Source organism: Mesorhizobium onobrychidis (assembly GCF_024707545.1).
GTDB classification, from domain to species: Bacteria; Pseudomonadota; Alphaproteobacteria; order Rhizobiales; family Rhizobiaceae; genus Mesorhizobium; species Mesorhizobium onobrychidis.
In genome coordinates this window covers 2,469,082-2,495,196 of the sequence record NZ_CP062229.1, presented here as the reverse complement: position 1 = coordinate 2,495,196, position 26,115 = coordinate 2,469,082, and the positions used below count along the sequence as shown (strand labels likewise).

Sequence of the window (26,115 nt, the reverse complement as noted above, 5' to 3'; positions counted from 1 at the left end):
AACGCGACACAAGCGGCGAAGTTGCGCGATGGGGACAGGAATGAGTGTCAGCGATCCTGCCAACATCCCCGCTCGGCACTGAGCCGCCGGTCCAGAAGGAAATGTGCTTGGCTGCCAAGGTCAGTGGCAGCACACGCCGGCATACTGCAGCTGTTCGTTCCAGTCCGGCCGGCCGTCGGGCGTGAAATCCATCAGGTTCCACAAGGGCTCGCAGGTGCCGATGGCGCGCGGGTCCTGGCCGGGTTCGGACGGCGCGAAGCCAAGCTCGGAGCTCCAGAAATGGCGGATGCCGTCGGCGTCGCGATGAAACACCGACAGCATCGGAAGTTGTGCGCCGTCGTCGGCCTCGGCGTGATAGTCGCGCTTGAAGCTGTTGCCGGCCGACGAGAGCAGCCGCATGTTCGTCCAGCCGCGATCGCGGCCAAGCGTGATCAGGTTTTCAAGCGCAGTCTTGCCAACCACGGCGAAATTGAAGCCGGCGGCCTCGAGATGGGCAATGGCACCGTCGAACTGGTCGAGCAGCGCCGTGCAGGACGGGCATGGCTGGTCGGCCCGCGCGAGCTTCGCCGTGCCGCCGCTTGTCGCCACGTCGCGCGTCTCCTGCGGATGGCGCGGAAACATCATGCTGTAGACGATCAGCTTGTCCTTGCCAGGCGAAAACAGCTCCGACAGCTTTATCCGAGCCGGCTTGCCGTCGGCGTCAAGTCCGTCGAACACATAATCCTGCGGCACCAGCCCGCCAGGCGGCAGTGCACGGCGGGCGACAGCCACATCCTCCATGGCGCGGCGCAGCTCGATTTCCTTTTGCAACAGCGTTTCGCGGGCGGCGCGGTATTCCTGGGATTCGTTGGGAAAGGTGATCATCGTCATCTCCATCAGCCGTGCTTGTGGCGGCGCGCGCCCTACGCGGCAACGCACCTTGCCTCTCAAGGACGCAGGAACGGAGGCGGTTCCGACATTTTGCGCCGGCCGCGATGCGATGAAAACCTGGGCTGCCGCTTCAGCTATGGCGCTGTCGGCACCGGGCAGCTCGTGTCGCCCTCCTGGCAGTTGAGATAGCCCTGAAAATCCTTCAGCCTGATGTTGGTGAGGCTCTCCTTGCAGTCGGCGATAACCATCGGATACATGCTGCCTGCCATATCGGTCGGGCCGCCCTGGAAAGCGCATTCGGCATCGCGGAAGGCGACCCAGGCGCGCTGCGCACCGACCAGCAGCTTCTTCGTCGCAGCATCGTCCTTCAGCTGCCCCTCGATCTGCCTGTAGGCGTGGTTGAGCTTCTTGTCGGCTTCGGTGAACGACTTGTCGGCGCATTCGTTCATGGTCGCCTGGTCCTGCGCGTTGGCGCAATCGTCGGCGTGCGCAACGCCCGCAAGAAGCGGAATGGCGAGGATCACCAGACCCGTTTTGGCCAGACCCGTTTTGGAAAGCAAAAGCCGCATCGTCTTTCTCCGGTTTCGGTCGAGACCCCGCCCGCGGCACGAAAGCCACAGGATCGCAGCTTAACGCCCGAGCGGTTGCCGGCAAGATGCAGCCTGCCGCCTTGGTGGACACTTCCTTCCACACAATGCCCCTCGGCCGCTCGCTCGCTGTTCGGCTTCGCCGACCGCCCCTCACCCCGCCCAGTCGACTTCGAACATCCCCAGCCGCTCGTAGAGCCTGACGGCGGCGGCGTTCTCCACCGTGCTGGTTTTGAGATCGACATGCTCGGCGCCCCGTGCGCGAAAGGCGGCGAAGACGTGCCACATCAGCGCTTCGGCGATGCCTCGGCCGCGCGCCTCGGGGTGGACGGCAAGGTCTTTGACGAACGCCCTCGTCCAGCACAGTGCCGCGCCCGCCAGCCGACCCTTGCTGTCGATAACCAGGAAACATAAGGCAGGGTCGAATTCCGCGTCGCTTGAAATGCGCGGCCACCATTCCTCGAACGGCCCATCGGCGCCATCGTCGAACACGGTGGTCAGCAGCGCATGCAAAGCGAGCGCGTCGGCAGCCTCGAAGCCGCGCATGACAAAACCTTCCGGCCAGCGCGGCGGAGCAAGCGTGTCGTCGAGGATCTTGCGCAGCCTTACGTCGTTCGGCGCCGGCGGTCGCGGCTCAGGCATGGTGTTCAGGCATCGGGCTGCAGGCGACGCCGACCGCGGTCGCGGCCAAGGCCGGTTTCTCCCAGCATGCCCTTGCGCTTAGCGTCGTAATAATAGCCGCTCTGGTAGAGCCGGTCGGCGCGCTTGGCATTGCCGCCGGCCACCAGCCAAGCGCCGCGCAGATATTTCACCGCATATTTCAGATTGGTCTCGGCGTCGAACAACCCGCTCGCCGGCCCGTCATAGCCCATGCCGCGCGCCGTCGCATGCTTGATCTGCATCAGCCCCCAATGGCCGCGATTGTAAGCCTTGGGATTGAAGGTGCTCTCGCGCTTGACGACACGGCGCACCAGATCGACCGGCACCTCATAGAGGACGGCATATTTCTCGATCAGCCGCTCGATTTCGCCGCGCGGGCCCGCCGAATACTCCTTGGCAGGGCTGGTCGAAAGCAGGGCGGACGGATTCTCAGGCACGACATAGGCGGCCTGCTGAACGCCGGGCATCGTCTTGCCTGTCTCGCCGGTGACCGGCATGGCCACAGCGGCCGTCGCATAGACAGGTGCTGCCCTGGCTGGCGCGGCATCGGCCGTCATGGCTGCAGGCGCAGGTGCGGCCAGCGGAGTCGGGCCGGCAAAGGCGGCCGGCTGGGCAGGCATCGCGGTGGGGTCGACAGCCAGCGCCGCCGTCTGGACAGGCGCGATGCCGGACGATTCCGGCAGCACCGAAACCGTGTCGGGCAGCGCCAGCGTAAAGCCGGCATCAGCGCCTGCGGCGGTGGTTTCAGTCAGGGAAGGCACGGCCTTCGTCTGCGAGGTCGAAGTGCAGCCGCTGAGACCGGCCGCAGCGAGCATCACGCCGATCGCGGGAAAGATGATTTTTGCTGGCAAGCCGCGCTCGGGTCCGGTTCGTCTGTTAAGAAAGTCCTTACACCAGCACCTTTCCCCCGGCAATCCGCAGCCAGTCGGGACCTCGAATGGTTTTCGGGTGGCAACGGACGCCTGAAAATGCGATATCTCGTTCTCGATATGTACTGGATTGCCATCCGTTTTTGCGGAAAGGAGCACTTCATGGAAAGCACCTCTCCAGCCGTCGCCGGCCACGCGGTCTTCGAAACCGTGATCGGCTTCATGGGCATCGCCTGGAGCGAGGCCGGACTGACGAGGCTTAGCCTGCCCCAGCGCAACCGCGACGCGGTGGAACGCCGGCTGCTGCGCCATGCCGGCAGCGCCGGTTCGAACGCCCAACCGCAATGGGTTACCGAGCTGATTGGGTCGATACAGGCCTATGCAGCCGGCGAAGACATCGATTTCTCCGGTGTGCCGGTCGATCTCACCGGCGTCGACGATTTCCGCCTCGCCATCTACGACGCGGCGCGCAAGCTGGCCTTCGGCGAGACCACCACCTATGGCGAACTGGCCAAGCGCGCGGGCCATGCCGGGCTGGCGCGTGAGACGGGTGCGGCGCTCGGCGCCAACCCGGTGCCGCTGGTCATCCCTTGCCACCGCATTCTTGCCGCCGGCGGCAAGATCGGCGGTTTTTCCGCGCCGGGCGGCTCGACCACCAAGGAAAAGATGCTGGCGATGGAAGGCGTGCGTGTCGGCCCGCCGCCGCCGGCGCAGGTATCATTCGGATTCTGAGGTCGGACGTAGCTAGTCCGGAAAGATGCGTCGGCGGAAACGCCGGTCTGTGTCCACCCGCTTGCGTTTGTAGACGACGCAGGACTTCGTATCGGCGCTCGGCACCGACGCCCGTGCCCTGACCTCGCCCATGTTGCAGAAGCGCTGGCTCCGCACATAGCGGTCGTAGAGCGGCAGCCCCGGCGTGCGCGTCGACTGGTAACGCAGGATGACCGCGCCCTCTCGCGCGATCGTCGCCCGCACCGTGCCGCAGGCCATGCGGCTCGGGTCATAGCGCGAGATCGCCTGCGCCTCGGCCGCCACCAGCGTCAGGCAGGCGGCAAGCAGAACAGTTTTCATGGTCCTCTCCCCAAACAGGACCGGATGCTCGAAGGCGGCACGATCCTTCCCCGCAACGTGTGCGATCAGCGTTGCGACCCTCCGCAACGCGCGACCTTGCAAGGCTTTCACGCGATTGGGGCGGCCGTTGGGCAGCGCCGCATAAGTGCCTTTTTTCGCGCAGTCTTGTTTTTTGCGAAGAAGCAGACTATATGAGGTCCATTGATATTTCGGCCGATCGATCCGGGCCTCGCGATATTCGCGTTTGCTGACGTCTATCTCCAAAATCTCGATACAAACCGGCTGGACTTCGGTTCGGTCAAGTTAAAGCAAACGTATAAGGACTATCGAAATGGCAACAGGTACGGTCAAGTGGTTTAATTCCACCAAGGGTTTCGGCTTCATCCAGCCTGACAGCGGCGGCGCGGACGTTTTCGTCCACATCTCCGCAGTCGAGCGCGCTGGGCTGTCGACCCTGGTCGAAGGCCAGAAGATCAACTTCGAGATCGAGCAGGACCGCCGCACTGGCAAGTCGTCCGCTGGATCTCTGAGCAAGGCAGCCTGATTTTGCGAATGGCGCGCGCCGGGCGATAGCTCGGGGCGCGCGGCAAGTCACGGATGTACTGACGGTCGCGTGAGAAGTGCGCCGGAGCGAAAAACCCCGAGAAGCCGAAGCAGCAGATTGCTGCCGGCCCGGCCAAAGCGCTCCCGATCAGGCTACCAAGCATGGGAAGGCGGGATTTTGTCCCGCCTTTTTGCTGTCCGGATTTCCGAATGAAACAGCTATCTTGGCCTTATTGTACCAATCATGGTATTTTTAGCCCATGAGCAAGCTCGAACAGATCGAAAAATCCGTTGCCGAACTAAGCCCTGAGGAGCTGAAGGCGTTTGCCGCCTGGTTCGAGGCGCTGCAAGCGGGCATGTGGGATCGGCAGATCGAAGCCGACGCCAAGGCTGGCAGGCTGGATAAACCTGCCGAGCAGGCCTTGGCTGACCATCGCGCCGGCCGGACCCGGTCTCTGTGAATCATGTCGCCACCCCCTTATTCTGGGAGGCCTATGCAAAACTGCCCTCGTCGATCAGAGCAAAGGCGGACAAACGTTTCGCCAAGCCGCGTTCTGATCCGTTTCACCCGTCGCTACATTTCAAACAAGTCGGACGCTATTGGTCGGCGCGGGTTGATCTCAGCTACCGCGCCGCCGCGACCACGATGACGTAGTCTGGTTTTGGATCGGCGCGCATGCCGAATATGACCGCCTCCTGAAATAGCCGAGCGGCCATCCATGCCACCGGCCCGAAGGCCGCAAGCCCGACCGGGCGTCGCGCCTCGTGGCGCGCCCCGTCCGGAGCTAGCCGCGAAGCGGCGACGAGCGCGAGGACAGAACTACCCCAGCCATTCCATCGGCACGTGCCCCGGATCGACCTCGACCCGTTTCAGCCAGGCCGCCACCGCCGGATAGGCATCGAGCTGAAAACCGCCCATCTCGGCCGTATGCGTATAGGCATAGAGCGCGATGTCGGCGACGCTCAATGCATCACCGGCAAAGAACGCACTGCCCGCCAGATGCTTGTTCATCACGCCGAGCGCCTTGTTGCCGCGCTCCAGCGTCACCGCCAGCCGCTCCGGCGTCGCGTCCTTGGCCCGTTCGGGAAAGGTGAGCAGCGCCTTGCGCACCGCGATATAAGGTTCGTGGCTGTACTGCTCGAAGAACAGCCATTGATAGGCCAGTGCCCGCTCGTATCTGTCGGCCGGCAGGAACCGCGTGCCTTCGGCGAGATAGAGCAGGATGGCATTGGATTCGGCAAGCCGCCGGCCGTCGTCGAGCTCGAGCAACGGCACCATGGCGTTCGGGTTCTTGGCGATATAGTCCGGCTTGCGCGTGTCGCCGGTGTGCGAACTGACCTCGACATTGGTGAAAGCCATGCCCAGCTTGGCCATCAACAGGCGCGGCTTGTAGCAATTGCCGCTGTCGATCATTCCGTAGAGTATGGTCATTGGCGCTCCGCTCGCTCGTGCAACGACAGCCCTTGGGGCCTGAGTCCGGTCTCAAGGGTCTATCCCGGCAGCAACGGCTTCATCCAGTGATTTGTTTTGGCGCAACCATCAGCGCCGCTGATAGATCACCCAAACAACGGCACGACGTTGTTGTCCCTGCCAAGCAGCCTATCGATCGATAGCGGTTCCTCGTCGAACAGCGTGCCGGCCAGCGCCGGCCGGGCAAGGTAAAAACCCTGCAAAAGATCGACGCCGCCGTCCAGCGCGACGCGCAGTTGCGTGGATTGCTCGATGCCTTCGACCAGCACCTTGGTGCCGCGGTCGTGCAGCGCGGAGACCAGCGGCCGGAAAAACCGCTCGGCGGCGGCATGGCGGCAGAATTCCGCGAACCAGGTGCCGTCGATCTTGACGATGTCGGGCTGGACAAGCGCGACCCGTTCTTCCGTCGAATGCCCGGTGCCGAAATCGTCGATGGCGATGCGGATGCCGTCACGCCGCATCTCGCGCGCCAGGCTGACGAGCACCTTGTCGTCGGCCGCCTGTTCGGTGATTTCGCAGACCAGCATGCCGGGGTACAGATCGAACTCGGCGAGATGCCTGGTCATCAGCCTGATCTCAGCCAGCGCTCGCCCGGGGTCATCGTTGATCAGCGGATTGTAGTTGAAGAATAGGTCGAGCCCGTCGACGCCGATGTTGCGGAAGTTCCGGAGATGCAGCACCCGGCACATCGTCTCGACGAACAGGCGATCCGCCAGGGGGACGCCCTCGAAAAATACGCGCGGCGCAACCAACCTGCCGGCGCGGTGCGGCTCGATCAGGCCCTCGACCGCGACGGCCTTCAAAAACCTGCCGCGCGGGGCAAAAATCGGCTGATAGGCGCTCCTCAACCGGAACGCGCCATAGACGCCGTATTCGATACCGACCTCATCGGCAAAGATTGCTTCGCCGACATTGCGCCGCCTGTGGGGCCGCCCGGTCATGGCACCGCCTTGCGCCCGAAAGCCCGTTTCGGCCGCGGCGAAGGCGAGACAGTCGCAGGCGCCTCGCCGGCATCGGGCACTGTCACCGGCATCTGCCTGTCCTTGCCGAAGACCTGAAAGCTGGTCGGTGCAAGCTCGGGGCGCGCCAGCGCGAATCCCTGCACCATCGAGGCTCCCGATTTCTCGGCCAGTTCAAGCTGCCAGCCCTCCTCGATGCCCTCGAACACCGTGCGGATGCCTTGCTGTTCGAAACTTGCCACCATGGCGGTCAGCAGTGCGAAACCGGCGCCGGACTCCATCAGCTGCATGACCCAGTGGGCATCGAATTTGACGATATCAGGCCTGAGCTCCTTGATGCGGTTGATGTCGGACTCGTCGGCGCCGTAGTCGTCGACGGCTATGCGAAACCCGTTGGCCCTGAGTGCCTCGACGAAATTGTAGAGCGTTTCCTGCGACGCCGATTTTTGCTCCGTCACTTCGCAGACGACGCGGTTCGCATCGATCTCAGCCTCATGCAGCACCAGCCGCATGTCGCGCAGCGCCTTGTCGGCGATGCTGCGATCGGTGAACACCGACGGATCGAAGTTGATGAAGATGGATGCCTCTTGCGGCAGGCAGGCGCCCGCGTTCAAAAGATGCAGCGTCCTTGTCAGCGCCTCGATATGCAGGCGGTCGACCGTCGGACAGGTGTTGAAAAAGCTCACCGGCGACTGCGGCTCGCCGTCGCGGAACGGCCGGATCAGCCCCTCGAATGCGGTGACGGACAATTTGCCGTTGCTGAAGGCGAAGATCGGCTGGAAAGCGCTCTGCAGCGTATAGATGCCCCAGACACCGCTGGCGGTGCCGTCGTCATGACGGACGATATGGGCATGCTCGATGCTGCGCGACACGGTTCCTCGCTCTGCGAGACTGGCGGAATGGGTCGTGATCCAGCCACTCGGGGTTTTACCGCCGGTAAGTGAATTTATTGTTGCCGGATTTGCCGGGGTTCGAGATCTGGCTCATCCGACAATGCTTGCGCTTGGCGGAATGATGGGACATGAGAAGCGCCGCGGTTGGATGGACCGCCTGCATCCCCTAGGAGATAACATCGTCATGGCCTTTCTTGCTGACGTCCTTTCCCGCGTAAAGCCTTCCGCGACCATCGCGGTGACGCAGAAAGCGCGCGAGCTGAAAAACGCCGGCCGTGACGTGATTGGGTTGGGTGCCGGCGAACCGGACTTCGACACGCCGGACAACATCAAGAACGCTGCGATCGAGGCCATCCGCCGAGGCGAAACGAAATATCCTCCTGTTTCCGGCATCGTGCCGCTGCGCGAGGCGATCGCCAAAAAATTCAAGCGAGAGAACAATCTCGACTACCGGCCGGAGCAGACCATCGTCGGCACCGGCGGCAAGCAGATCCTGTTCAATGCCTTTATGGCGACGCTGAATCCCGGCGACGAGGTCATCATTCCGAGGCCGTACTGGGTCAGCTATCCCGAGATGGTAGCGATCTGCGGCGGCACCCCGGCCTTTGCCGACACCTCGATCGACAACGGCTTCAAGCTGACGGCGGCGGCGTTGGAAAAGGCGATCACGCCGCGCACCAAATGGCTGTTGATGAACTCACCGTCGAACCCGTCGGGCGCCGCATACACGGAGGTGGAGTTGCGCGCTCTGGCCAACGTGCTGCTCGAACATCCCGATGTCTGGGTGCTGACCGACGACATGTACGAGCACCTGATCTACGGCGATTTCGTCTTCAGGACCATCGCCCAGGTCGAGCCGAAGCTTTATGAGCGCACGCTGACGATGAACGGCGTATCGAAGGCCTATGCCATGACGGGCTGGCGCATCGGCTATGCGGCCGGGCCCGTGGCGCTGATCAAGGCGATGGATATGATCCAGGGCCAGCAGACCTCCGGCGCCTGCACTATTGCCCAGTGGGCATCGGTGGAGGCGCTGAACGGTCCGCAGGATTTCATTGCGAAGAACAAGGCGATCTTCCAGGCTCGGCGCGATCTCGTCGTGTCGATGCTCAATCAGGCGCGCGGCATCACATGCCCGTCGCCCGAAGGTGCTTTCTACGTCTATCCGTCCTGCGCCCAGTTGATCGGCAAGGAGACCAAAGCCGGCAAGGTGATCGACAGCGACGAAGCCTTCTGCTCGGAGCTGCTCGAAGCCGAGGGCGTGGCGGTCGTATTCGGCTCGGCCTTCGGCCTCGGCCCGAACTTCCGCATCTCCTACGCCACGTCGGAGGCATTGCTCGAAGAGGCCTGCACGCGCATCCAGCGCTTCACCGCCTCGCTGACCTGATCAGGCGCATCTCGAACACCAAACCCGGCTCGCAGTCGGGTTTCATGGGCTCAAAAAAGTCAGCCGCCATATTGCTCGTCCGTCACCTTCTCCAGCCAGTCGGCATGGACTCCGTCGAGCGCCTCCTGCATGGCGATATGCGCCATCGCCGATTTCGGGCCGGCGCCATGCCAGTGCTTTTCATCAGGCGCGAACGAAATGACGTCGCCGGCCCTGATCGCCTGTACCGGCTCGCCCCAGCTTTGCGCGAGGCCGGCGCCTGATATGACATAGAGCGTCTGGCCCAGCGGATGCGTATGCCAGTTGGTACGCGCGCCGGGCTCGAAACTGACCATGATGGCGCGCAGCCGCGCTGGCGCTTCCTTCTCGATGATGGGCGTCTGCCACACACGTCCGGTGAAGTACTTTTCCGGCGCAATGACGGTCGGCACGTTGCCGCAGGCAATGATCTTCATCGTCGCAAGTCCTCAAGCTGATGGCGGATCGGTCGGCGACTGCCGTTCCTTTTTGTCGCAGGAAGCGGGCACTTTCGTCCGATAACCATCATGGCGCAACCGCTTTTGCGACTGGTCGGCGACGGGCTCTGTCGCGGGCTTTGATGGGAAGCCGAGGCTCGCATCCGACGGCTTCGGCGATCATGGCTCAACATCCGCGACATCAGACGATCCTCAAATCCCTTGCCCTCCCGGCTAACCCGTGGGACGATGCCTTTGGGTAGGTGGCAAACTGAAAAAAGCCCCGCCCGCGACGGTCGACAGGCCGGCCGCCGCTCCCAGGGAAACGCCTGAGTGGAGGTCAGTCATGGGAACTCGCGCCGGAGAACGACGCACGGGACCGAAATGCATTGCCATAGTCGGTCCCTTTGCAAGCGGTAAGACGACACTTCTCGAAGCCATTTTGGCCCGCACGGGCGCCATTCCCCGCCAGAATCCCGTTTCCTCGGGAAATACCGTTTCCGATCATTCGCCCGAGGCACGCGCCCACGCCATGAGCGTCGAGGCGACCTTTGCGACCACCGAATTCATGGACGAGCAACTCACCTTCGTCGATTGTCCCGGTTCCATCGAATTCTCTTTCGAGGCAGAGCCGGTGCTTGCCGCCTGCGACATCGCCGTGGTCGTCGCTGAAGCCGACGCGAAGAAGATCCCTGCCCTGCAGCTGATCATGCGCAAGCTCGACGATCTCGGCGTGCCGCGCATCATGTTCCTCAACAAAGTCGACAAGGCGATATCAGGCGTGCGCGACACGCTGAAAATGCTGCAGCCGGCAAGCTCGGTGCCGTTGCTGCTGCGCCAGATTCCGCTGCGCAAGAACGGCGTCGTCATCGGCTCGATCGATCTCGCTCTCGAGCGCGCCTACATCTATCGCGAATATGCCGAAAGCGAGACAGCCCAGATTCCGGACGACGACAAGGCGCGCGAGCTGGAGGCGCGCTTTTCCATGCTGGAGACGCTCGCCGATCATGACGACCAGTTGATGGAGCAGCTCCTCGAAGAGATCGAGCCGCCGAAGGACGCGATCTTCGACGACCTCGCCGCCGACCTGCGTGACGGCGCGGTGACGCCGGTGCTGATCGGCACCGCCGAGAAGGGCAACGGCGTGCTGCGCCTGTTGAAGACGATCCGCCACGACGCGCCCGATATCGAGGCGACCCGCAAGCGCCTGGGTGCACCTGACGGCAATGCGACCGTGGTCCAGGTGATGAAGACCATTCACACCGCGCATGGCGGCAAGCTGTCGGTCTCGCGCATCCTGTCCCGCCAGCTTGCCGACGCCTCCGAGCTGTTCCTTTCGAATGGCGCCTCGGCAAAAGTCTCCGGCATCTACAGGATGCTCGGCAAGGACCAGACCAAGCTCACCTCGGCCAAAGCCGGCGACACGGTCGCGCTCGGCAAGCTGGACGAGGTTACGACCGGTCAGACCTTGAGTTCGGCCAAGGGCGGCATCAAGCCGCTGGTCACGCTGATGCCGCCGCAACCGGTCTTTGCCTTCGCGCTGCGCCCGAAGGAACGCAAGGACGAAGTGAAGATGTCCGCGGCCATCCAGCGCCTTGCCGAAGAAGATCCCTCGCTCAGCCTGCGCCACAATCAGGATTCGGCCGAAACCGTGCTGTCGGGCCATGGCGAGATGCATCTGCGCGTCGTGCGCGAGCGGCTGGAAGGCAAGAACCAGATCCCGGTCGAAGGCCATCCGCCGGCCGTGCCTTATCGCGAGACGATCCGCAAAACGGCGCAGCAGCGTGGCCGCCACAAGAAGCAGTCGGGCGGCCATGGCCAGTTCGGCGACGTGGTCATCGAGATCAAGCCGCTGTCGCGCGGCTCCGGCTTCCAGTTCACCGACACCATCACCGGCGGCGCCGTGCCGAAAACCTATATCCAGTCGGTCGAGACCGGCGTGCGTGACTATCTGAAATCCGGCCCGCTCGGCTTTCCGGTGGTCGATGTCGCGGTCAACCTGTCCGACGGCTCCTATCATGCCGTCGATTCGTCGGACATGGCCTTCCAGATGGCGGCGAAGCTGGCGATGAAGGAAGGCATGGCCGCCTGCTCGCCAGTGTTGCTCGAACCTATCATGAAGGTGGAGATCGTCACGCCGTCCGACGCCACGTCGAGGATCATCGCCCTGATCCCGCAGCGGCGCGGCCAGATCCTCGGCTACGATGCGCGGCCCGGCTGGCCGGGATGGGATGTCGTCGAGGCGACCATGCCGCAGGCCGAGATCGGCGACCTGATCATCGAGTTGCGTTCGGCCACCGCGGGCGTGGCCAGCTATCGTGCCAGCTTCGACCACATGGCCGAACTCACCGGTCGCCTGGCCGACGAGGCGTTGAACGCCAATGGCAAGGCCGCCTGATACTGGATTTTGGCGCCAGTATCGCAGGCTGCAGAACACAAGGAAACGGCGTCCGGAATGATCCGGACGCCGCTCTCTTGCGGACTGTCTTCGTGGGAGGCGAAAACGGCAGGTCCGCCGCACATCCCGCCAGCGCCTGAGGCCTCAGCGGAAGAATGGTTCGGACGCGGTAGCCGCCTGAGCCCGGATCGTCCGAGTGATGCCCCCATCTCCCGCACGAACCACACCGCGTCCTATGATCTGCTTAGTCGATGCTGGGCGCCTGCGACATGTTACCTGAGGTTACATGTCACTGTTACGTGACAATTTCGGTCGGCTTTCCCTGGGCGCCAGAGGTTTCGGGCAACAAAAAAGCCGGATCAATGAAGATCCGGCTGAGTTTGATTGGAAGTGCCCGTTAAGGCTAACCTCCAGAGGGGAACACTCGAGGGCGCTAATGGGAGGAGAACGCGCCCAGGAGATGATATATATATGTGCTCATCATGCCCAAGAAACAAGCATCTATTTTGCAACACACGCATGCAAAATGACACAGGCTGTGGTCTAACCCATTCCTTGGCCCCATAGGACCAGTAGAATCGTCGAATGCGGTGCACAGCCAGGCAAAAACCATTGCGAAATAGCGAATCAGAGCCAATTCTAGGCCCGGAACGCAGAAACAACGAATGACGTCGAATCAGGCAGCACGCGTTTATTTTTGCAGCAGCCGCGCATCGGCCCGAAAATTGGCATCGATGTTCGGAAAGCACGGTGCGCAGATCCAAGTGCTAGAGCGTATTTTGTGCGTCCAAGTGGGCGCACGCCGCTCTAGAAGGAAGCCTCGATGAGGACACGTCAGGCGATCGCCGGCAGCGCGCTATTCTTCATCGCAGCGCCCGGCGCGGTCGCGGGATTGCTGCCCTGGCTGTTGACCGATCGCTATCGCCTGCCATGGTCGACCCGGCCCGGCTTGGTCCCCGTCGGTTGGGTCCTGATTGTCGTCGCAGCGGCCTTGCTGCTTCATGCATTCGCCCGTTTTTCCCTCGAAGGCCGGGGCACGCCCGCCCCGGTCGCGCCAACCGAGCGACTGGTTGTCGGCGGTATCTACCGCCATGTCCGCAACCCGATGTATGTGGCGGTGCTGGCGATCATCCTTGGCCAGGCGCTGCTGTTTTCGAGCTGGGCTCTCGTCGCCTATGCCACTATCGCCGCCATCGCCATGGTCTCGTTCGTGAAGTTCTACGAGGAACCCACGCTTGCCCGCCGCTATGGCGCCGACTACGAAGCCTACCGCCATGCTGTTCCAGGCTGGCTGCCCCGCCTGACGCCATGGCGCGGCCAGTAAGAGATGATCGTCCGCGATGCAAGGCGGCAAGCGATTTGCAGAAGGTTTAGAATGACCAGCTGCGCGCCTTGGCGATGATGAAATCGCGGAAGACGTGCAGTTTCGCCTGGTTCTTCATCGCATCGGGATAGGCGAAATAGGTGTCGAAGGACGGCACTTCGGTCTCCGGCAGCAACTGCACCAGCCCTGAGTCCTTGCTAACCACATAGTCGGGCAGCATGGCGATGCCGGCACCACCCTGAACCGCGCGCTTGATCGACAATATGTCGTTGATCTGCAGCGTCGGCACCCTTTGCCCGCCTTCGAAATCGCCGACCGTTTCCAGCCAGTTCAATTCCGACAAATGCGCCGGCACCGGCACGCCGAAGGTGACGATGCGATGGCTCTTCAACTCGGCGATCGACGCCGGCTTGCCATACTTGTTGACGTAAGAAGGGGCGGCGTAGAGATGGAAATGCACGGTGAACAGGCGGCGCTGGATGAGATCGGGCTGCTGCGGCTGGCGCAGCCGGATCGCGCAATCCGCTCGGCGCATGGTGAGGTCGAGTTCCTCGTTCGCCAGGATCAACTGCAGGCTGATCTCGGGATAGAGCTCGATGAATTCCTGCACGCGCTCGGTCAGCCAGCCGGCACCGAGCCCCACCGTGGTCGTCACCCTGAGCACGCCGGAGGGCCGGTCCTTGGCCTCGGTCAGCCGCGATTTGATCGTCTCCAGCTTCATCAGCACGTCATGCGCCGTGCGGAACAGCATCTCACCCTGCTCGGTCAGCACCAGGCCGCGGGCATGGCGATTGAACAGCGGCACGCCGACGTCATGTTCGAGCGCGCTGACCTGCCGCGAGATCGCCGATTGCGACAAATGCAGTGTCTCGGCGGCATGGGTGAACGACCCAGCTTCCGCCGCAGCGTGAAACACGCGTAGCTTGTCCCAGTCCAACGCCATGATGCCCCCGTTCTGTTTTCTGGCGTCTGAATGAAAAATCAGGCTTTTGCGCGGCTTTTCTCGGCCGCTTCCCTACTCCGCCGCTTCGCGGTGAACTTCGATCCCGGCGAGGTACTTTTCCGCCTCGAGCGCGGCCATGCAGCCGAGCCCCGCCGCCGTCACCGCCTGGCGGTAGATGTCGTCGGTCACGTCGCCGGCGGCGAATACGCCCGGCACGTCGGTGCAGGTCGAATCCGGCGCCGTCCACAGATAGCCGTTCGGCTTCTGCTTCAGCTTGCCGGCGAACAACTCGACCGCCGGCGCATGGCCGATCGCCACGAACACGCCGTCGACCGTCAGATGCATCTCCTGGCCGGTCACCACATTGCGCAGCTTCAGCCCTTCCACCGACGGCGGCAGCGGCGTCTTGCCGGACTGGCCGTTGATCTCGTCGACGACAGTGTCCCAGATGACGCGGACATTGTCCTTCTTGAACAGCCGCTCGCTGAGGATGCGCTCGGCGCGGAAGTCGCTGCGCCGGTGAATGACCGTCACGCTCTTTGCCAGGTTGGAAAGGTAGAGCGCCTCCTCCACCGCCGAATTGCCGCCGCCGATCACCGCGACATCCTTGCCGCGATAGAAGAAGCCGTCGCAGGTGGCGCAGGCCGATACGCCGAAGCCCATGAAGGTCTGTTCGCTCGGGATGCCCAGCCATTTCGCCTGCGCACCGGTGGCGATGATCAGCGCGTCGGCGGTATAGGTGGTGCCGGAATCGCCCTTGGCGCGGAACGGCCGCACATTGAGGTCGACTTCGGTGATGATGTCATTGATGACGTCGGTGCCGACATGCTCGGCCTGCTTCAGCATTTGTTCCATCAGCCACGGACCCTGGATCGGATCGGCGAAGCCCGGATAGTTTTCGACATCGGTGGTGATCACCAGCTGGCCGCCCTGCTGCAGCCCGGCGACAAGCATCGGCTTCAGCATGGCGCGGGCGGCGTAGATTGCCGCCGTATAGCCGGCAGGGCCGGAGCCGACGATGAGAACGGGGGCGTGCTTGGTGATCATGGACGGGCTTTCACAACAACCGGACGCGAATGAAGCGTCCGGCACAGGGTTCGATATCGGCCCTAATCTAGGTGTTGCAGGCGACGCCAGCAAGACGATCTGGCCTTCGTCCCCGGAAAGCTTCCCCGCAAACAGCCCGATCCATGAACATCTTGCTCGGCGACTGTCCGAAAATCACCGGCTTAGAGACTGTTTCGAAATTCGCTCTGGCGAGTCATATGGTGGTGGTTTCGAGAACCGGCGCGCAGCGGACATTTGGGTCCGTGAGCACCGGAAGCGCAGAAAACGCCATCAGATGGCCGCCAGAGCAGAGTTTCCAAACGGTCTCTGAAGGGATGGAATGGACACAGAAGTGGTTTAATTACAAAATCACGAAAGATTCTTGCGTGAAGCGCCGAAGGTATCCATGCCGCTCAAAGCCGATCTCGATGCCATCGACTGGAAAATCCTGCGCGAGCTTCAGCAAGACGGGCGCATGACCAATGTCGAGCTGTCCGGCCGCGTCGGCATTTCGGCGCCGCCATGCCTGCGTCGCGTCAGGCGGTTGGAAGAGACCGGCATCATCCGCGGCTATCGCGCCTTGCTCAATGCGCCGGCGCTCGGCCTGGATGTCGTCGCCTTCTGCCTTATCGGCCTGCATCACCAGGCCGACGCGGAGCTGAAAACCTTCGCCGAACGCACCCGCGGTTGGCCGATCGTTCGCGACGCCTGGATGGTGTCGGGCGAATCCGACTTTTTGCTGCATTGCGTGGCGAGCGACCTCGGCGCCTTTCAGACCTTCGTCATCGAGGCGTTGGCCTCGGCGCCGAATGTCGACACGGTGCGCACGGCACTGACCATCCGTCGCGTCAAGGACGAGGGCTTGGTAGCTTTCAGCGAAGTGAGAACTTAATCCCGGCCGAGCTCGGCGATGACGTCGCAGAGTTTCCTGTGATCGTTGCCGGTCATCAGCTTGCGCTTCATGAAAGTACCATCGCCAGAAGTCCGATTGAACCTGCCGTTCACCAACCAGCCCTCGCATAGCCCGGCTCGCCATCCGGCTTCCATATCATCGGCCTTGTCGCCGACGATGATTGATCGGCTGATATCCACGCCCAGCAGATCGCGGGCGCGCAGAAGCATGCCCGGATTGGGCTTGCGCATCGGATGATCACCTACTGCCAGTTCACCCGTCCCGCTCGAATGGTAGGCGCAGGCGAGCACCAGATCGATCCGGCAATTCTGTGCTTCGAGAAGTGTCAGCAGCTGAGCATTGACTGCGGCGAACTCCGGCCAGCCGAAATAGCCGCGGGCTATGCCTGACTGGTTGGAGACCACGATCGCAGGAACGCCTACGATGTTCGCCGTTCGGATCACCGGCAGCATCTCCGGACGCAGCACGATGTCAGCCGGATCGCTGGGATAGCCGCTATCGACATTGATGGTGCCGTCGCGGTCGAGAAACAGCGCCGGCGTGCCAGCTGTAAAAACCGAGGTACCAATCCGCTCGACCCACAGGCCCGGCTCTTCGAGCGGGTAATGATTCGACCTCACGACAGGGCCGATGTCAGCCATCACAGAGGCGCGCTTCGACCATTTCGCACAGATGATGATAGAGGCACAGATGCCCCTGCTGGATGATCGGCGTCGAGGTCGAGGGCACGTTGAGCAGGATGTCGGAGAGCGGCTTGAGCTTGCCGCCGGTGTCGCCGGTCAGGCTGATCACCGTCATGTCCATCGTGCGCGCCTGCTCGGCAGCGGCAAGGATGCTGGCCGAGTTGCCGCTGGTCGAGATGGCGAGCAGCACAGCACCCGCCGAGCCATGCGCCTCGACCTGCCGTGAAAACACCGTGTCGAAGCCGTAATCATTGCTCCAGGCGGTCAGCACCGCCGCATTGGCCGGCAGCGCGATGACGTTGTAGGCCTTGCGCTCCTTCAGGAAGCGGCCGACCAGTTCACCGGCGATGTGGATGGCATCGCTCGCCGAGCCGCCATTGCCGCAGATCAGCAGCGCCTTGCCGTGCGAAAGCGCGGCGACGACGGCGGTAACCGCCCGCTCCATCTCGCCGGTGAGGTCGCGCTCGACCATCGCGGTGATCGCGGCCGCCGAGCGGACCAGGTATTGGTTCAGTTCGGACATGAAAACCTCAGTTTGTACTGCCGGCGCGCAACTTGCCGATGGTGCCGGTGGTGCTCTTGCCGGCGACGAGATCGACCAGCACGACGCGGCCGCCCGCCTTTTGCACGATTTCGGCGCCGACCACCTGATCGATCGTGTAGTCGGCGCCCTTGACCAGTATGTCGGGCTTGAGCGCCTCGATCAGCGCGAGCGGCGTGTCCTCCTCGAAGAGGACGACGGCATCGACCGAGGCAAGCGCCGCCAGCACGCAGGCCCGGTCATGCTCGTCGTTGACCGGGCGCCCTGGCCCTTTCAGCCGGCGCACCGAGGCATCGCTGTTGAGGCCGAGAACCAGCCGGTCGCATTGGCTACGTGCCGCATGCAAAAGGCTGACATGGCCGGCGTGAAGGATATCGAAGCAGCCATTGGTGAAACCGACGCTCAAGCCTTCGTCCTTCCACGTCACCACCAGCCGTGCAGCGGCAGCGGCATCGAGAATTGCATCCTTGTGGGCAATCGGTCCATGCGAGCGAAACAGCGCCCCGGTAAGCTCTTCGACCGTCAGCCGCGCGGTACCGCGCTTTCCCACCACCACGCCACCCGCCGCGTTGGCGATGGCGGCGGCCATGATGCGGTCGGCGCCCGCGGCAAGAGCCAACGCAAACGTAGCAATGACAGTGTCGCCGGCGCCGGAAACGTCGAACACTTCCCGCGCCTGCGTGGCGATGTGGCGGGCATCGTCTGCGCCGACGACGCTCATGCCCTTTTCGCTGCGCGTCGCGACCACGAAATCGAAGCTGTGTGCCGAGATCAGCTCACGCGCCGCGGCCACGATCTCGTCATCGGCAAAAACCACGCGTCCAACCGCCTCGCCAAGTTCCTTGCGATTGGGCGTGATCGCCGTCGCCCCGGCATAGCAAGCAAAGTCGCGGCCCTTGGGATCCACCAGAACCGGCTTGCCCGCCTCGCGGCAGATCGAGATGAGCTCGCCGGCGACGCCGTCGAGCAATATGCCCTTGCCGTAGTCGGAAAGGATAACGATGTCGGCTTGCGCGAGCGCGGCGCGGAAATGGCGGACCAGCGTTGCTCGCTCAGCGTCGCCCAGCGGCTTGATTTCCTCTTCGTCGAAGCGCAGCACCTGCTGGTTGAGCGCACTGAACCGGCTTTTTGACGACGTCATCCGGTTCGCGTCCTGCGCGAGGCCGCCAGTGTCGACACCAAACTCGGCGAGCATGCGCATGAGATTGTCGCCGGCCTGATCGTCGCCGATCACCGAGACCGGTATCGCGGCAGCGCCGAGCGAGACGATGTTGGCGACGACATTGCCGGCGCCGCCCATCGCCGACGTTTCGCCACGCCCGCGCAGCACCGGAATGGGCGCTTCAGGCGAAATCCGCTCGATGACGCCGTTGACGAAACGGTCGCGGATGAAGTCGCCGACCACCAGTACGGTGACGTTGCCGAACCGCGAGATGGCGCGGTGAAGGGGTTCGGGAGAAGGCAGGTATTGCTCGCTCATGTCATCCGCGACGTGCAATGAGAGCCGGTCCCGATGCCGTGAAAGCGCTGGACTGGCAGGGCTGATCGTTCATGGCGAAGCCGATATACCGCAATTCGGCTCAGCGCAACGGCAGGCACCGAACCGACCACAGCCAATGCGGATTGGCGGATCAGCTTTTCTGCAAAGCCACATGAACGCCCAATCCGACGAGCACCGCACCGCCCGCACGCCGCATAAGGCGCTGTGCGTGGCTCGAACGCCGCAGCCTGGTGATCAGCGCACCCGCCAGCACCACGCACATGACATCTGCAGAGGAGAACATCAGATTGACGATCGTCCCGAGGACGAGGAATTGGAGCCAAACGGGAAACGTCGCCGACGCGTCGATGAATTGCGGCAGGAACGCCATGAAGAAGATTGCAGTCTTGGGATTGAGCACCTCGACGGTGATGCTCTCGAAAAAGGCGCGGCGGGCGGATTTCGGCTCAATACCGGGCATGACAGCATCGTCTTGCGCCCTGGCGCGGAACAGCGAGACACCCAGCCAGATCAGATAGAGTGCGCCGGCCAGCTTGACCGCGATGTAGAGCGTCGGCACGGCGTGGAAAAGCACGGACAGCCCGGCAGCGGCAGCGATGACATGCACATAGCCGCCAAGATGGATCCCCAACGCCGCCGTCAGGCCGGACCAGCGGCCGCGCGCCATGGTTTGTGCAGCAGTGTAAAGCATCGCCGGACCGGGGATGTAGGCAAAGATCGCCGTGGTGGCGAAGAAGGCGATAAGCAGTTCGGTCGACGGCATTGCCTTGCTCCTGTCGCGCTTCGCCGGTGGATCGCCGACTGGAGCGAGAGCTTTGCGGCGGCACTGTGACGCTCACCCAACCGCCGGATTGCGACCTGCTTTATCGACAGCCCCGCAAGCCTCCCCTATAAGGGCCGGAATCGGCACAAGATACCAGAGGCTTTCATGATCATCGTCACGGGCAGCGCCGGCATGATCGGCTCCAACATCGTCGCTGCGCTCAATGCCGAAGGGATCAGCGAAATCGTCGTCGTCGACGACCTGACCGACGGCCACAAGATTGCCAATCTCGCCGACCTGCAGATCGCCGATTATCTCGACAAGGACGATTTCCTGCCGCGGATGGAGGCCGGGGATCTCGGCCGCATCGAGGCCGTCTTCCACCAGGGCGCCTGCTCGACCACCACCGAGTGGAACGGCAAGTTCATGATGGAGGTGAACTACGCTTATTCGAAGCGGCTGCTGCATGCCTGCCTGGCACTGCGTGTGCCCTTCCTCTATGCCTCCTCCGCGTCGGTCTATGGCGCCGGCGCCGCGTTTCGCGAGGAACCGGAATGCGAACGCCCGCTCAATGTCTATGCCTATTCAAAGAAGCTGTTCGACGACTATGTCCGCCGCACCGTCTTCGAAACCGACCATTCGCCGGTGGCGGGCCTGCGCTATTTCAACGTCTATGGGCCACGCGAGGCGCATAAGGGCGCCATGGCCTCGGTCGCCTTCCACCTGTTTAACCAAGTCGAGCAAGGCCAGAACCCGAAACTGTTCGGCGCCTATGACGGTTTCGGACCTGGCGAGCAGAGCCGCGATTTCATCCATGTCGGCGACGTTGCCGACGTCAATCTGTGGTTGTGGAAACGTGGCCTGAGCGGCATCTTCAACTGCGGCACCGGCCGTGCCCAGCCGTTCCGCGCCATTGCCGAAACGGTGATCGGCACGCTGGGCCAAGGCGAGATCGAGTTCATCGACTTTCCAGACCACCTCAAGGGCAGCTACCAGAGTTTTACGCAAGCTGATATGTCCCGGTTGCGCGCAGCCGGTTACAATGGTCAGTTTCGCACAGTGGAAACCGGCGTCAGAGACTATGTCGAATGGCTGAAAGCCCAGCGATCCTCGTGATCGGCCCACGCTGGGTGGGCGACATGGTGATGGCGCAGTGCCTGTTCTCGGCGCTGAGAGAGCTTCACCCGAACGCCGCGATCGACGTTCTGGCCCCGGCATGGGCGGCGCCACTGGTCAAGCGCATGCCCGAAATACGCCAGCAGATCGATCTGCCGCTGAAATCCGGCGCGCTGGAATTCCGCATGCGAAGGCGCTTCGGCCGCCTGCTGCGCGGCCACTACGACATCGCCTATGTCATGCCTGGAAGCTGGAAATCGGCGCTTGTCCCGTTCTTTGCCCGCATTCCGCGCCGCGTCGGCCATCTCAAGGAAATGCGCTACGGGCTGCTGACCGATATCGTCCCCTTGCCCGACAATGTGAAACGGCGCACGGCGCAGGCCTATTTCGGCCTCGCGCAAGGGGGCACGTTCCGCGCTCCCAAGCTCGCTGTCGATACAAAAAGCCAGGCGGCACTGCTGGGCCGCTTCGGGCTGGAGGCGGAAAAATTCGTCGCGCTGATGCCCGGCGCCGAGTTCGGCCCGGCCAAACGCTGGCCGAGCGAACGCTACGCCGGCCTTGCCCGCAAGATGATGGCGAAAGGTTTTGAGGTCGCGCTGTTCGGGTCGAAGAACGACGCCCAGGTTACGGCGGAAATCGCCACGCTTGCACCGGGCGTTGTCGACCTCGCCGGCCAGACGCGGCTGGAGGACGCCATCGACCTGATCGCCGCGGCCAGGCTCGCGGTGTCGAACGACAGTGGGCTGATGCATGTTGCCGCCGCGGTCGACACGCCGATCGTTGCCGTCTACGGCTCGACCTCGCCGCAGAATACGCCGCCGCTCGCCGAGCAGCGCGAACTGGTCTGGCTCGGCCTGTCCTGTTCGCCCTGCCACCAGAAAAACTGCCCGCTCGGCCATCTCAACTGCCTGAAAACGCTTGAGGTGGCACAGGTCACGGCAGCAGCGGAACGGCTGCTGGAAATGCCGGCCGCCGCATGAGGGTGCTCATCGTCAAGACATCCTCGATGGGTGACGTCATCCATACCTTTCCGGCAGTCGAGGATGTGCGCCGCAACCGGCCGGATGTGTCGTTCGACTGGTGTGTCGAAGAGGCTTTTGCCGGCATCGTGGCGCTGCATCCGGCGATCGCAACCATCCACACCGTGGCGATCCGGCGCTGGCGCACAAGCCCGCTCGGCCGTGGCACATGGCGCGAGGCAGCGGGATTGCGCCGCGCCTTGCAAGATTGCTGCTACGATCTCGTCATCGATGCGCAAGGATTGCTGAAGTCGGCCCTGGTGGCGAAACAGGCCGCGGCGCCAATCGCCGGCTTCGACGGCTCGAGCGCCCGCGAGCCTTCGGCGACTTTGTTCTACGACCGCCGCTATGCTGTATCGCGCGATCTGCACGCCATCGAACGTACAAGGCGGCTGTTCGGGCTGGCGCTCGGCTATGAACCGGATTTTTCCGGGCTCGCATCCGGCATCGTGCCGCCGGCCGGCGGTTCGACCTTTGTCGGTGGAAAAACCGCCTTCCTGCTGCACGGTACCAGCCGCGAGGACAAGAAATGGCCGGTCGGCAACTGGATCGAGACTGCCCGGCTTCTCGTGGAAAGAGGGATGACGCCGGTCACCACCTGGTCGAATGACAGGGAAAAGGCGGTTGCCGAGGCGATCGCCGAGGCCGTTCCGCAGACCGTGCTGGTGCCGAAATCACCGCTTGCCGAGATCGCCGCGATCATCGGCCGGTCGGTTCTGGTCATCGGCGCCGACACCGGCCTCACCCACCTCGCCAGCGCCTTCGGCCTACCGACGGTCGCCGTGTTTCTGGCGACAGAACCCGGCCTGACCGGCCCGCGCGGGCCGTTCTCGTCAACGCTGCTGGCCGCGCCCGGCGGTGGTGTCACGCCCGCCGAGGTGGTAGTGGAGGCAGAGAGGCTGCTGGGGCTCAAATCGCAGGCCGCGACATAGGACCTTTTCAGAATTCGCTCTGGCGAGCCGCTATTCGGCGGCCAGAGCAGACTCATCAAAAGTCCTCAGATGAACTGCACCTGGACGATCTCATAGCCCCGTGCACCGCCTGGCGCGTTGACCTCGATCGCATCGCCGACTTCCTTGCCGATCAGCGCCCGCGCGATCGGCGAGGAGATCGAGATGCGGCCGGACTTCACGTCCGCTTCCTGGTCACCGACGATCTGGTAGGTCTTCTTCTCTTCCGTGTCCTCGTCGACCAGCACCACGGTCGCGCCGAACTTGACCTTTTCGCCGCTGAGCTTGGTGACGTCGATCACTTCGGCACGGGCGATAAAGTCCTCGAGCTCGTTGACGCGGCCCTCATTAAGGCTCTGCGCCTCTTTCGCCGAGTGGTATTCGGCATTTTCGGAAAGATCGCCATGCGAGCGCGCTTCGGAGATCGCTTCGATGATGCGCGGCCGCTCCTCCTGCTGGCGCCAGCGTAGTTCTTCCTTCAACGACGCGAACCCCTCGCCTGTCATTGGGACCTTGTTCATGATGCCTGACCTTTCCTGCCGCCGCCCCCGCATTCCGGGAGCGACCTTGTCGATGGGTACAAAAAGAAAACGGTCCGGCAGCCTCGGGCTAACGGAACCGTGTCACCGCAATTTCCCCCAATATAGCAATCTTCGTGGGTTTTTCACGCCAAAAAATCAGTTTTGAAAAATTCACGCGCCATTTGTGGAAATGCCGTCACGGCAGCGCGGCAGGCAGGGCGAGCGGCAACAAACAACCGGCTGCGATTGCTCACAGCCGGTGTGAGGAGTGTTTGGGCTTCGAATCAGCTCTTCATGAAACGGTCTATCTGCTCAGACAGCATGCCGTATTCACGAGATCCCTTGCCGGTGCGCTTCTCGATCTCGCGGAGCTGTTCCTGGGCACCGTCGAGATCGCCGATCTGCAGATGCGCCTCGCCGAGATATTCACGTACCAGCGTGTAATCAGGATCGATGCGCAGCGCTTCCTCGTAATAGCCGAGGCCGACGGTGACACGTCCGGAATGGCGATGCGAGTAGCCGAGATAGTTGAGGATGCGAGGGTCTTTCTTGTCCGCAGCCAGGCTGAGTACGGCGATCGCCTCGTCATAACGTCCGGCCATCGCCAGCGCGCGGCCGGCTTCATAGATGTTGTCGTCGTCCAGCATGCCTTGTTTGGGTGCCACGCATTTCTTCAGCTTCTTGTCCCAGACCTTGCCTTTCTTGCACTGTGTCGTCTGGCTGCCATCGCCACCGCCTCCACCTTCACCGGCCGAAAACACCGGAACCGCAAACAGCGGCAGGGCGGCAACCGCCAGAACCTGGATCAGCACTCGTCTGCGCATCGAAGCCTCCTTGAAGCATGACAATGTAAGACGAACGCCGGGCAAAAGCCATTTCATCCCGGAAAAAAGTCGTGGCCGCAGAAAGCTTTTTGAAACGATCCGCGCCGGTCGGAAAATTGAAGCGCCGAACATGACGTGACGAGCGCTACAAATTCGCTATCATCCAGCAAACGGCAAACGGAGTATGCGGAGACGACCAGTGCAGCGGCGCCATGAAAAAGAATGGGAGCTTTCGATCGGTCCCGACACAGTGCGCCTATTCATCCTCAAGGCGAAGGCGCTGAGCGCCGCCGTCAACGAAGACTATGCCGATGGCGCCGAGCACGAGGTAGAACTCGATGGCGAGGCGCATGACAACCACCATCATGACGGTCTCGTCGAGGAAAGTTCCGAAAACCTCACCGAAGAAGAACTGCGCGAACTGATCAACGACCTCAATGTCGACGAGGCGGCCGAACTCGTAGCACTCGCCTGGGTTGGCCGCGGCGACTATGACGCCTCGGAATGGGCGGACGCGCTGACGGCTGCGCGCGAGCGCGCTAACAAGCGCACGGCGAAATATCTGCTCGGCATGCCGCTCTTGGCCGACTGGCTGGAGGAAGGGCTGGAAGCAATCGGTGCGTAACGCTGCGGTTACCGTTCGTGATCGGCCAAAACCCTCGTTCAGGCAACTTCCGCATTCGCTCACCGTTAACGGCGAATGGCGGCGCTGACCCCTCTCGCATTGACCAGATTGGCCGGATTGGCCGGATTGAACAGATTGGCACTGCCTTTGGCGGCGGCGATGCTGTCCGCAGGAGCGGCCCTGGCCCAAGCTCCGGAATTGCCTGAAACCGTGCCTGTCCCGGAGCTCAATCGATCGGAATCAGCGCAAGAAGCCGCGCCTGCCGACGTGCCAATCCCCGAGCCACGCCCAGCGGATGCCCCGAATCCTGATCAGCCTGCGACCGACAAACTGAATCAGCAGAAGTCGGACCAGCATAAGGAAGCCGGGCCGCCGCCGGCAATCGCTCCCACGCCGAGCGAAAAGCCCGCTGAAGCGGAACCGCCGGCCACTGCCCCGAAACCGCCTGAGAAACCGGCGCAAGCGCAGGAGAAAGAAATCCCTCCCGACCCGCGCTCGGCCTCTGTGCCGCAGGAAAAAATGCCGGACGAGGAACTTGCCTGCCGCAGGCGGCTGAAGTCGATGGGCGTCGACTTCGAGGAACGCAAGGCCGAGCACGATGCGGCGGTCGGCTGCTCTATCCCCTATCCGATCGTGCTGAAGACGCTGGGCAAGTCATTGGATATCAACCCCGAAACCGAGCTGAACTGCCAGATGGCCGAGGCTGTCGCGCGCTTCGCTGCGAATATCATCCAGCCGGCGGCCAAGGCCGAGTTCGGCGCCAGTCTCAAATCGGTCGGTCAGGCATCCGCCTTTGTCTGCCGGCTGCGCCACGGCGGAGGGAAACTGTCGGAACATGCTTTCGGCAACGCGCTCGACATCGCCAGCTTCACGCTTTCGGACGGCAGAAAGATCGACATCGGCCCGGCGCCGCCGGAAAAGGACGCGAAATTCCTGAACGCGGTGCGCAAGGCAGCCTGCGGTCCGTTCAAGACCGTGCTTGGCCCCGGCAGCGATGCGGATCATTCGCTGCATCTCCATCTCGATCTCGCACCGCGCCGCAACGGCGGCACCTTCTGCCAGTGACGGATCCGATCTGCGCGCCGCAATTTGGCCGCAGCCGTAAACGCAGCCGCTGATTTTTCCTTTACTCTTGGCGGTTAAGCTTCGTCTCATCTGATCATGATCCCGAAAAGTGGGATC

General features: G+C 62.8%; 29 protein-coding genes. 12 read left to right on the top strand and 17 right to left on the bottom strand.

Features of this window, described 5'->3' with window-relative positions; genetic code table 11:
• Positions 1–120: 120 nt before the first annotated feature.
• From IHQ72_RS12520 to IHQ72_RS12505, 4 genes are all read right to left on the bottom strand, one after another.
• The gene (locus IHQ72_RS12520; RefSeq protein WP_258122711.1) at positions 121–864 is read right to left on the bottom strand and encodes a DUF899 family protein; all 744 of its coding nucleotides are present in this window, start codon (positions 862–864) and stop codon (positions 121–123) included.
• 140 nt (positions 865–1,004) lie between these two features.
• Positions 1,005–1,439 carry a lysozyme inhibitor LprI family protein gene (locus tag IHQ72_RS12515; RefSeq protein ID WP_258122710.1) on the bottom strand — a complete coding sequence of 145 codons (435 nt, stop codon included), beginning with the start codon at positions 1,437–1,439 and terminating at the stop codon, positions 1,005–1,007.
• Between the two features lie 171 nt (positions 1,440–1,610).
• A complete protein-coding gene (locus tag IHQ72_RS12510; protein WP_258122709.1) occupies positions 1,611–2,099 on the bottom strand; it encodes a GNAT family N-acetyltransferase in 489 nt (162 codons plus the stop codon).
• Positions 2,100–2,104: 5 nt separating this feature from the next.
• The gene (locus IHQ72_RS12505) at positions 2,105–2,968 is read right to left on the bottom strand and encodes a lytic transglycosylase domain-containing protein (protein WP_258122708.1); all 864 of its coding nucleotides are present in this window, start codon (positions 2,966–2,968) and stop codon (positions 2,105–2,107) included.
• Between the two features lie 180 nt (positions 2,969–3,148).
• On the opposite strand from IHQ72_RS12505, the gene IHQ72_RS12500 reads away from it, so the two are divergent.
• Complete coding sequence (locus IHQ72_RS12500) at positions 3,149–3,718, top strand: methylated-DNA--[protein]-cysteine S-methyltransferase (RefSeq protein WP_258122707.1); 570 nt, start codon at positions 3,149–3,151, stop codon at positions 3,716–3,718.
• Between the two features lie 12 nt (positions 3,719–3,730).
• Here the strand turns inward: IHQ72_RS12500 and IHQ72_RS12495 are convergent, their stop codons facing one another.
• Positions 3,731–4,057, bottom strand: a complete 327-nt coding sequence (locus tag IHQ72_RS12495; RefSeq protein ID WP_258122706.1) for a hypothetical protein — start codon at positions 4,055–4,057, stop codon at positions 3,731–3,733.
• Positions 4,058–4,388: 331 nt separating this feature from the next.
• On the opposite strand from IHQ72_RS12495, the gene IHQ72_RS12490 reads away from it, so the two are divergent.
• Both IHQ72_RS12490 and IHQ72_RS12485 read left to right on the top strand, forming a co-directional pair.
• Positions 4,389–4,601, top strand: coding sequence for a cold-shock protein (locus tag IHQ72_RS12490; RefSeq protein WP_023678332.1), 213 nt, complete (start codon positions 4,389–4,391; stop codon positions 4,599–4,601).
• A gap of 259 nt (positions 4,602–4,860) precedes the next feature.
• A complete protein-coding gene (locus IHQ72_RS12485; RefSeq protein ID WP_258122705.1) occupies positions 4,861–5,061 on the top strand; it encodes a hypothetical protein in 201 nt (66 codons plus the stop codon).
• 359 nt (positions 5,062–5,420) lie between these two features.
• On the opposite strand, the gene IHQ72_RS12475 is transcribed toward IHQ72_RS12485, so the two are convergent.
• The 3 genes from IHQ72_RS12475 to IHQ72_RS12465 all read right to left on the bottom strand — a co-directional run bounded on the left by IHQ72_RS12475 (position 5,421) and on the right by IHQ72_RS12465 (position 7,902).
• Positions 5,421–6,032, bottom strand: a complete 612-nt coding sequence (locus IHQ72_RS12475; RefSeq protein WP_258122704.1) for a glutathione S-transferase family protein — start codon at positions 6,030–6,032, stop codon at positions 5,421–5,423.
• A gap of 125 nt (positions 6,033–6,157) precedes the next feature.
• The gene (locus IHQ72_RS12470; RefSeq protein WP_258122703.1) at positions 6,158–7,012 is read right to left on the bottom strand and encodes an EAL domain-containing protein; all 855 of its coding nucleotides are present in this window, start codon (positions 7,010–7,012) and stop codon (positions 6,158–6,160) included.
• Positions 7,009–7,902: an EAL domain-containing protein gene (locus tag IHQ72_RS12465; protein WP_258122701.1), complete on the bottom strand. Its 894-nt coding sequence runs from the start codon at positions 7,900–7,902 to the stop codon at positions 7,009–7,011. The genes IHQ72_RS12470 and IHQ72_RS12465 overlap by 4 nt, the downstream gene beginning before the upstream one ends.
• 205 nt (positions 7,903–8,107) lie before the next feature.
• On the opposite strand from IHQ72_RS12465, the gene IHQ72_RS12460 reads away from it, so the two are divergent.
• Positions 8,108–9,310, top strand: a complete 1,203-nt coding sequence (locus IHQ72_RS12460) for a pyridoxal phosphate-dependent aminotransferase (RefSeq protein ID WP_258122700.1) — start codon at positions 8,108–8,110, stop codon at positions 9,308–9,310.
• A 59-nt stretch (positions 9,311–9,369) separates the two neighbouring features.
• On the opposite strand, the gene IHQ72_RS12455 is transcribed toward IHQ72_RS12460, so the two are convergent.
• Positions 9,370–9,765 carry a (R)-mandelonitrile lyase gene (locus tag IHQ72_RS12455; protein ID WP_258122699.1) on the bottom strand — a complete coding sequence of 132 codons (396 nt, stop codon included), beginning with the start codon at positions 9,763–9,765 and terminating at the stop codon, positions 9,370–9,372.
• A gap of 346 nt (positions 9,766–10,111) precedes the next feature.
• Here IHQ72_RS12455 and IHQ72_RS12450 point away from each other — a divergent pair, with 346 nt between their 5' ends.
• Together IHQ72_RS12450 and IHQ72_RS12445 are read left to right on the top strand one after the other, a co-directional pair.
• A complete protein-coding gene (locus tag IHQ72_RS12450; RefSeq protein ID WP_258122698.1) occupies positions 10,112–12,163 on the top strand; it encodes an elongation factor G in 2,052 nt (683 codons plus the stop codon).
• An 823-nt stretch (positions 12,164–12,986) separates the two neighbouring features.
• On the top strand, positions 12,987–13,487 hold the full coding sequence (locus tag IHQ72_RS12445) for a methyltransferase family protein (RefSeq protein ID WP_258122697.1): 501 nt from the start codon (positions 12,987–12,989) through the stop codon (positions 13,485–13,487).
• A gap of 46 nt (positions 13,488–13,533) precedes the next feature.
• On the opposite strand, the gene IHQ72_RS12440 is transcribed toward IHQ72_RS12445, so the two are convergent.
• Together IHQ72_RS12440 and trxB are read right to left on the bottom strand one after the other, a co-directional pair.
• Positions 13,534–14,430 carry a LysR family transcriptional regulator gene (locus tag IHQ72_RS12440; RefSeq protein ID WP_023799796.1) on the bottom strand — a complete coding sequence of 299 codons (897 nt, stop codon included), beginning with the start codon at positions 14,428–14,430 and terminating at the stop codon, positions 13,534–13,536.
• A 72-nt stretch (positions 14,431–14,502) separates the two neighbouring features.
• Positions 14,503–15,477, bottom strand: a complete 975-nt coding sequence (trxB, locus tag IHQ72_RS12435) for a thioredoxin-disulfide reductase (RefSeq protein WP_258122696.1) — start codon at positions 15,475–15,477, stop codon at positions 14,503–14,505.
• Between the two features lie 406 nt (positions 15,478–15,883).
• Here trxB and IHQ72_RS12430 point away from each other — a divergent pair, with 406 nt between their 5' ends.
• Entirely contained in the window at positions 15,884–16,369 is a 486-nt protein-coding gene (locus IHQ72_RS12430; RefSeq protein WP_258122695.1) for an Lrp/AsnC family transcriptional regulator, read from the top strand.
• On the opposite strand, the gene IHQ72_RS12425 is transcribed toward IHQ72_RS12430, so the two are convergent.
• The 4 genes from IHQ72_RS12425 to IHQ72_RS12410 all read right to left on the bottom strand — a co-directional run bounded on the left by IHQ72_RS12425 (position 16,366) and on the right by IHQ72_RS12410 (position 19,878).
• Positions 16,366–17,031 carry a D-glycero-alpha-D-manno-heptose-1,7-bisphosphate 7-phosphatase gene (locus tag IHQ72_RS12425; protein WP_309508843.1) on the bottom strand — a complete coding sequence of 222 codons (666 nt, stop codon included), beginning with the start codon at positions 17,029–17,031 and terminating at the stop codon, positions 16,366–16,368. The two genes, IHQ72_RS12430 and IHQ72_RS12425, sit on opposite strands and share 4 nt — an antisense overlap.
• Positions 17,024–17,596 carry a D-sedoheptulose-7-phosphate isomerase gene (locus IHQ72_RS12420; protein WP_258122694.1) on the bottom strand — a complete coding sequence of 191 codons (573 nt, stop codon included), beginning with the start codon at positions 17,594–17,596 and terminating at the stop codon, positions 17,024–17,026. The genes IHQ72_RS12425 and IHQ72_RS12420 overlap by 8 nt, the downstream gene beginning before the upstream one ends.
• 7 nt (positions 17,597–17,603) lie before the next feature.
• A complete protein-coding gene (gene rfaE1, locus IHQ72_RS12415) occupies positions 17,604–19,094 on the bottom strand; it encodes a D-glycero-beta-D-manno-heptose-7-phosphate kinase (RefSeq protein ID WP_258122693.1) in 1,491 nt (496 codons plus the stop codon).
• A 151-nt stretch (positions 19,095–19,245) separates the two neighbouring features.
• Positions 19,246–19,878, bottom strand: coding sequence for a LysE family translocator (locus IHQ72_RS12410; protein WP_258122692.1), 633 nt, complete (start codon positions 19,876–19,878; stop codon positions 19,246–19,248).
• A gap of 165 nt (positions 19,879–20,043) precedes the next feature.
• On the opposite strand from IHQ72_RS12410, the gene rfaD reads away from it, so the two are divergent.
• The 3 genes from rfaD to waaC are packed head-to-tail and all read left to right on the top strand — an operon-like array spanning position 20,044 to position 22,945.
• Positions 20,044–20,994, top strand: a complete 951-nt coding sequence (rfaD, locus tag IHQ72_RS12405; RefSeq protein WP_258122691.1) for an ADP-glyceromanno-heptose 6-epimerase — start codon at positions 20,044–20,046, stop codon at positions 20,992–20,994.
• On the top strand, positions 20,967–21,974 hold the full coding sequence (waaF, locus tag IHQ72_RS12400) for a lipopolysaccharide heptosyltransferase II (RefSeq protein ID WP_258122690.1): 1,008 nt from the start codon (positions 20,967–20,969) through the stop codon (positions 21,972–21,974). Before rfaD ends, waaF begins: the two co-directional genes overlap by 28 nt.
• Entirely contained in the window at positions 21,971–22,945 is a 975-nt protein-coding gene (gene waaC, locus IHQ72_RS12395) for a lipopolysaccharide heptosyltransferase I (protein ID WP_258122689.1), read from the top strand. The genes waaF and waaC overlap by 4 nt, the downstream gene beginning before the upstream one ends.
• Before the next feature lie 65 nt (positions 22,946–23,010).
• Here the strand turns inward: waaC and greA are convergent, their stop codons facing one another.
• Both greA and IHQ72_RS12385 read right to left on the bottom strand, forming a co-directional pair.
• Complete coding sequence (greA, locus tag IHQ72_RS12390) at positions 23,011–23,484, bottom strand: transcription elongation factor GreA (protein WP_258122688.1); 474 nt, start codon at positions 23,482–23,484, stop codon at positions 23,011–23,013.
• 284 nt (positions 23,485–23,768) lie between these two features.
• Positions 23,769–24,308 carry a tetratricopeptide repeat protein gene (locus IHQ72_RS12385; protein WP_258122687.1) on the bottom strand — a complete coding sequence of 180 codons (540 nt, stop codon included), beginning with the start codon at positions 24,306–24,308 and terminating at the stop codon, positions 23,769–23,771.
• 199 nt (positions 24,309–24,507) lie between these two features.
• Between IHQ72_RS12385 and IHQ72_RS12380 the strand changes: the two genes are divergently transcribed.
• Positions 24,508–24,933 (top strand): DUF3775 domain-containing protein, encoded by a 426-nt coding sequence (locus tag IHQ72_RS12380; RefSeq protein WP_258122686.1) that lies wholly within the window; start codon positions 24,508–24,510, stop codon positions 24,931–24,933.
• Between the two features lie 75 nt (positions 24,934–25,008).
• A complete protein-coding gene (locus IHQ72_RS12375) occupies positions 25,009–25,998 on the top strand; it encodes an extensin-like domain-containing protein (RefSeq protein ID WP_258122685.1) in 990 nt (329 codons plus the stop codon).
• Positions 25,999–26,115 lie beyond the last annotated feature (117 nt).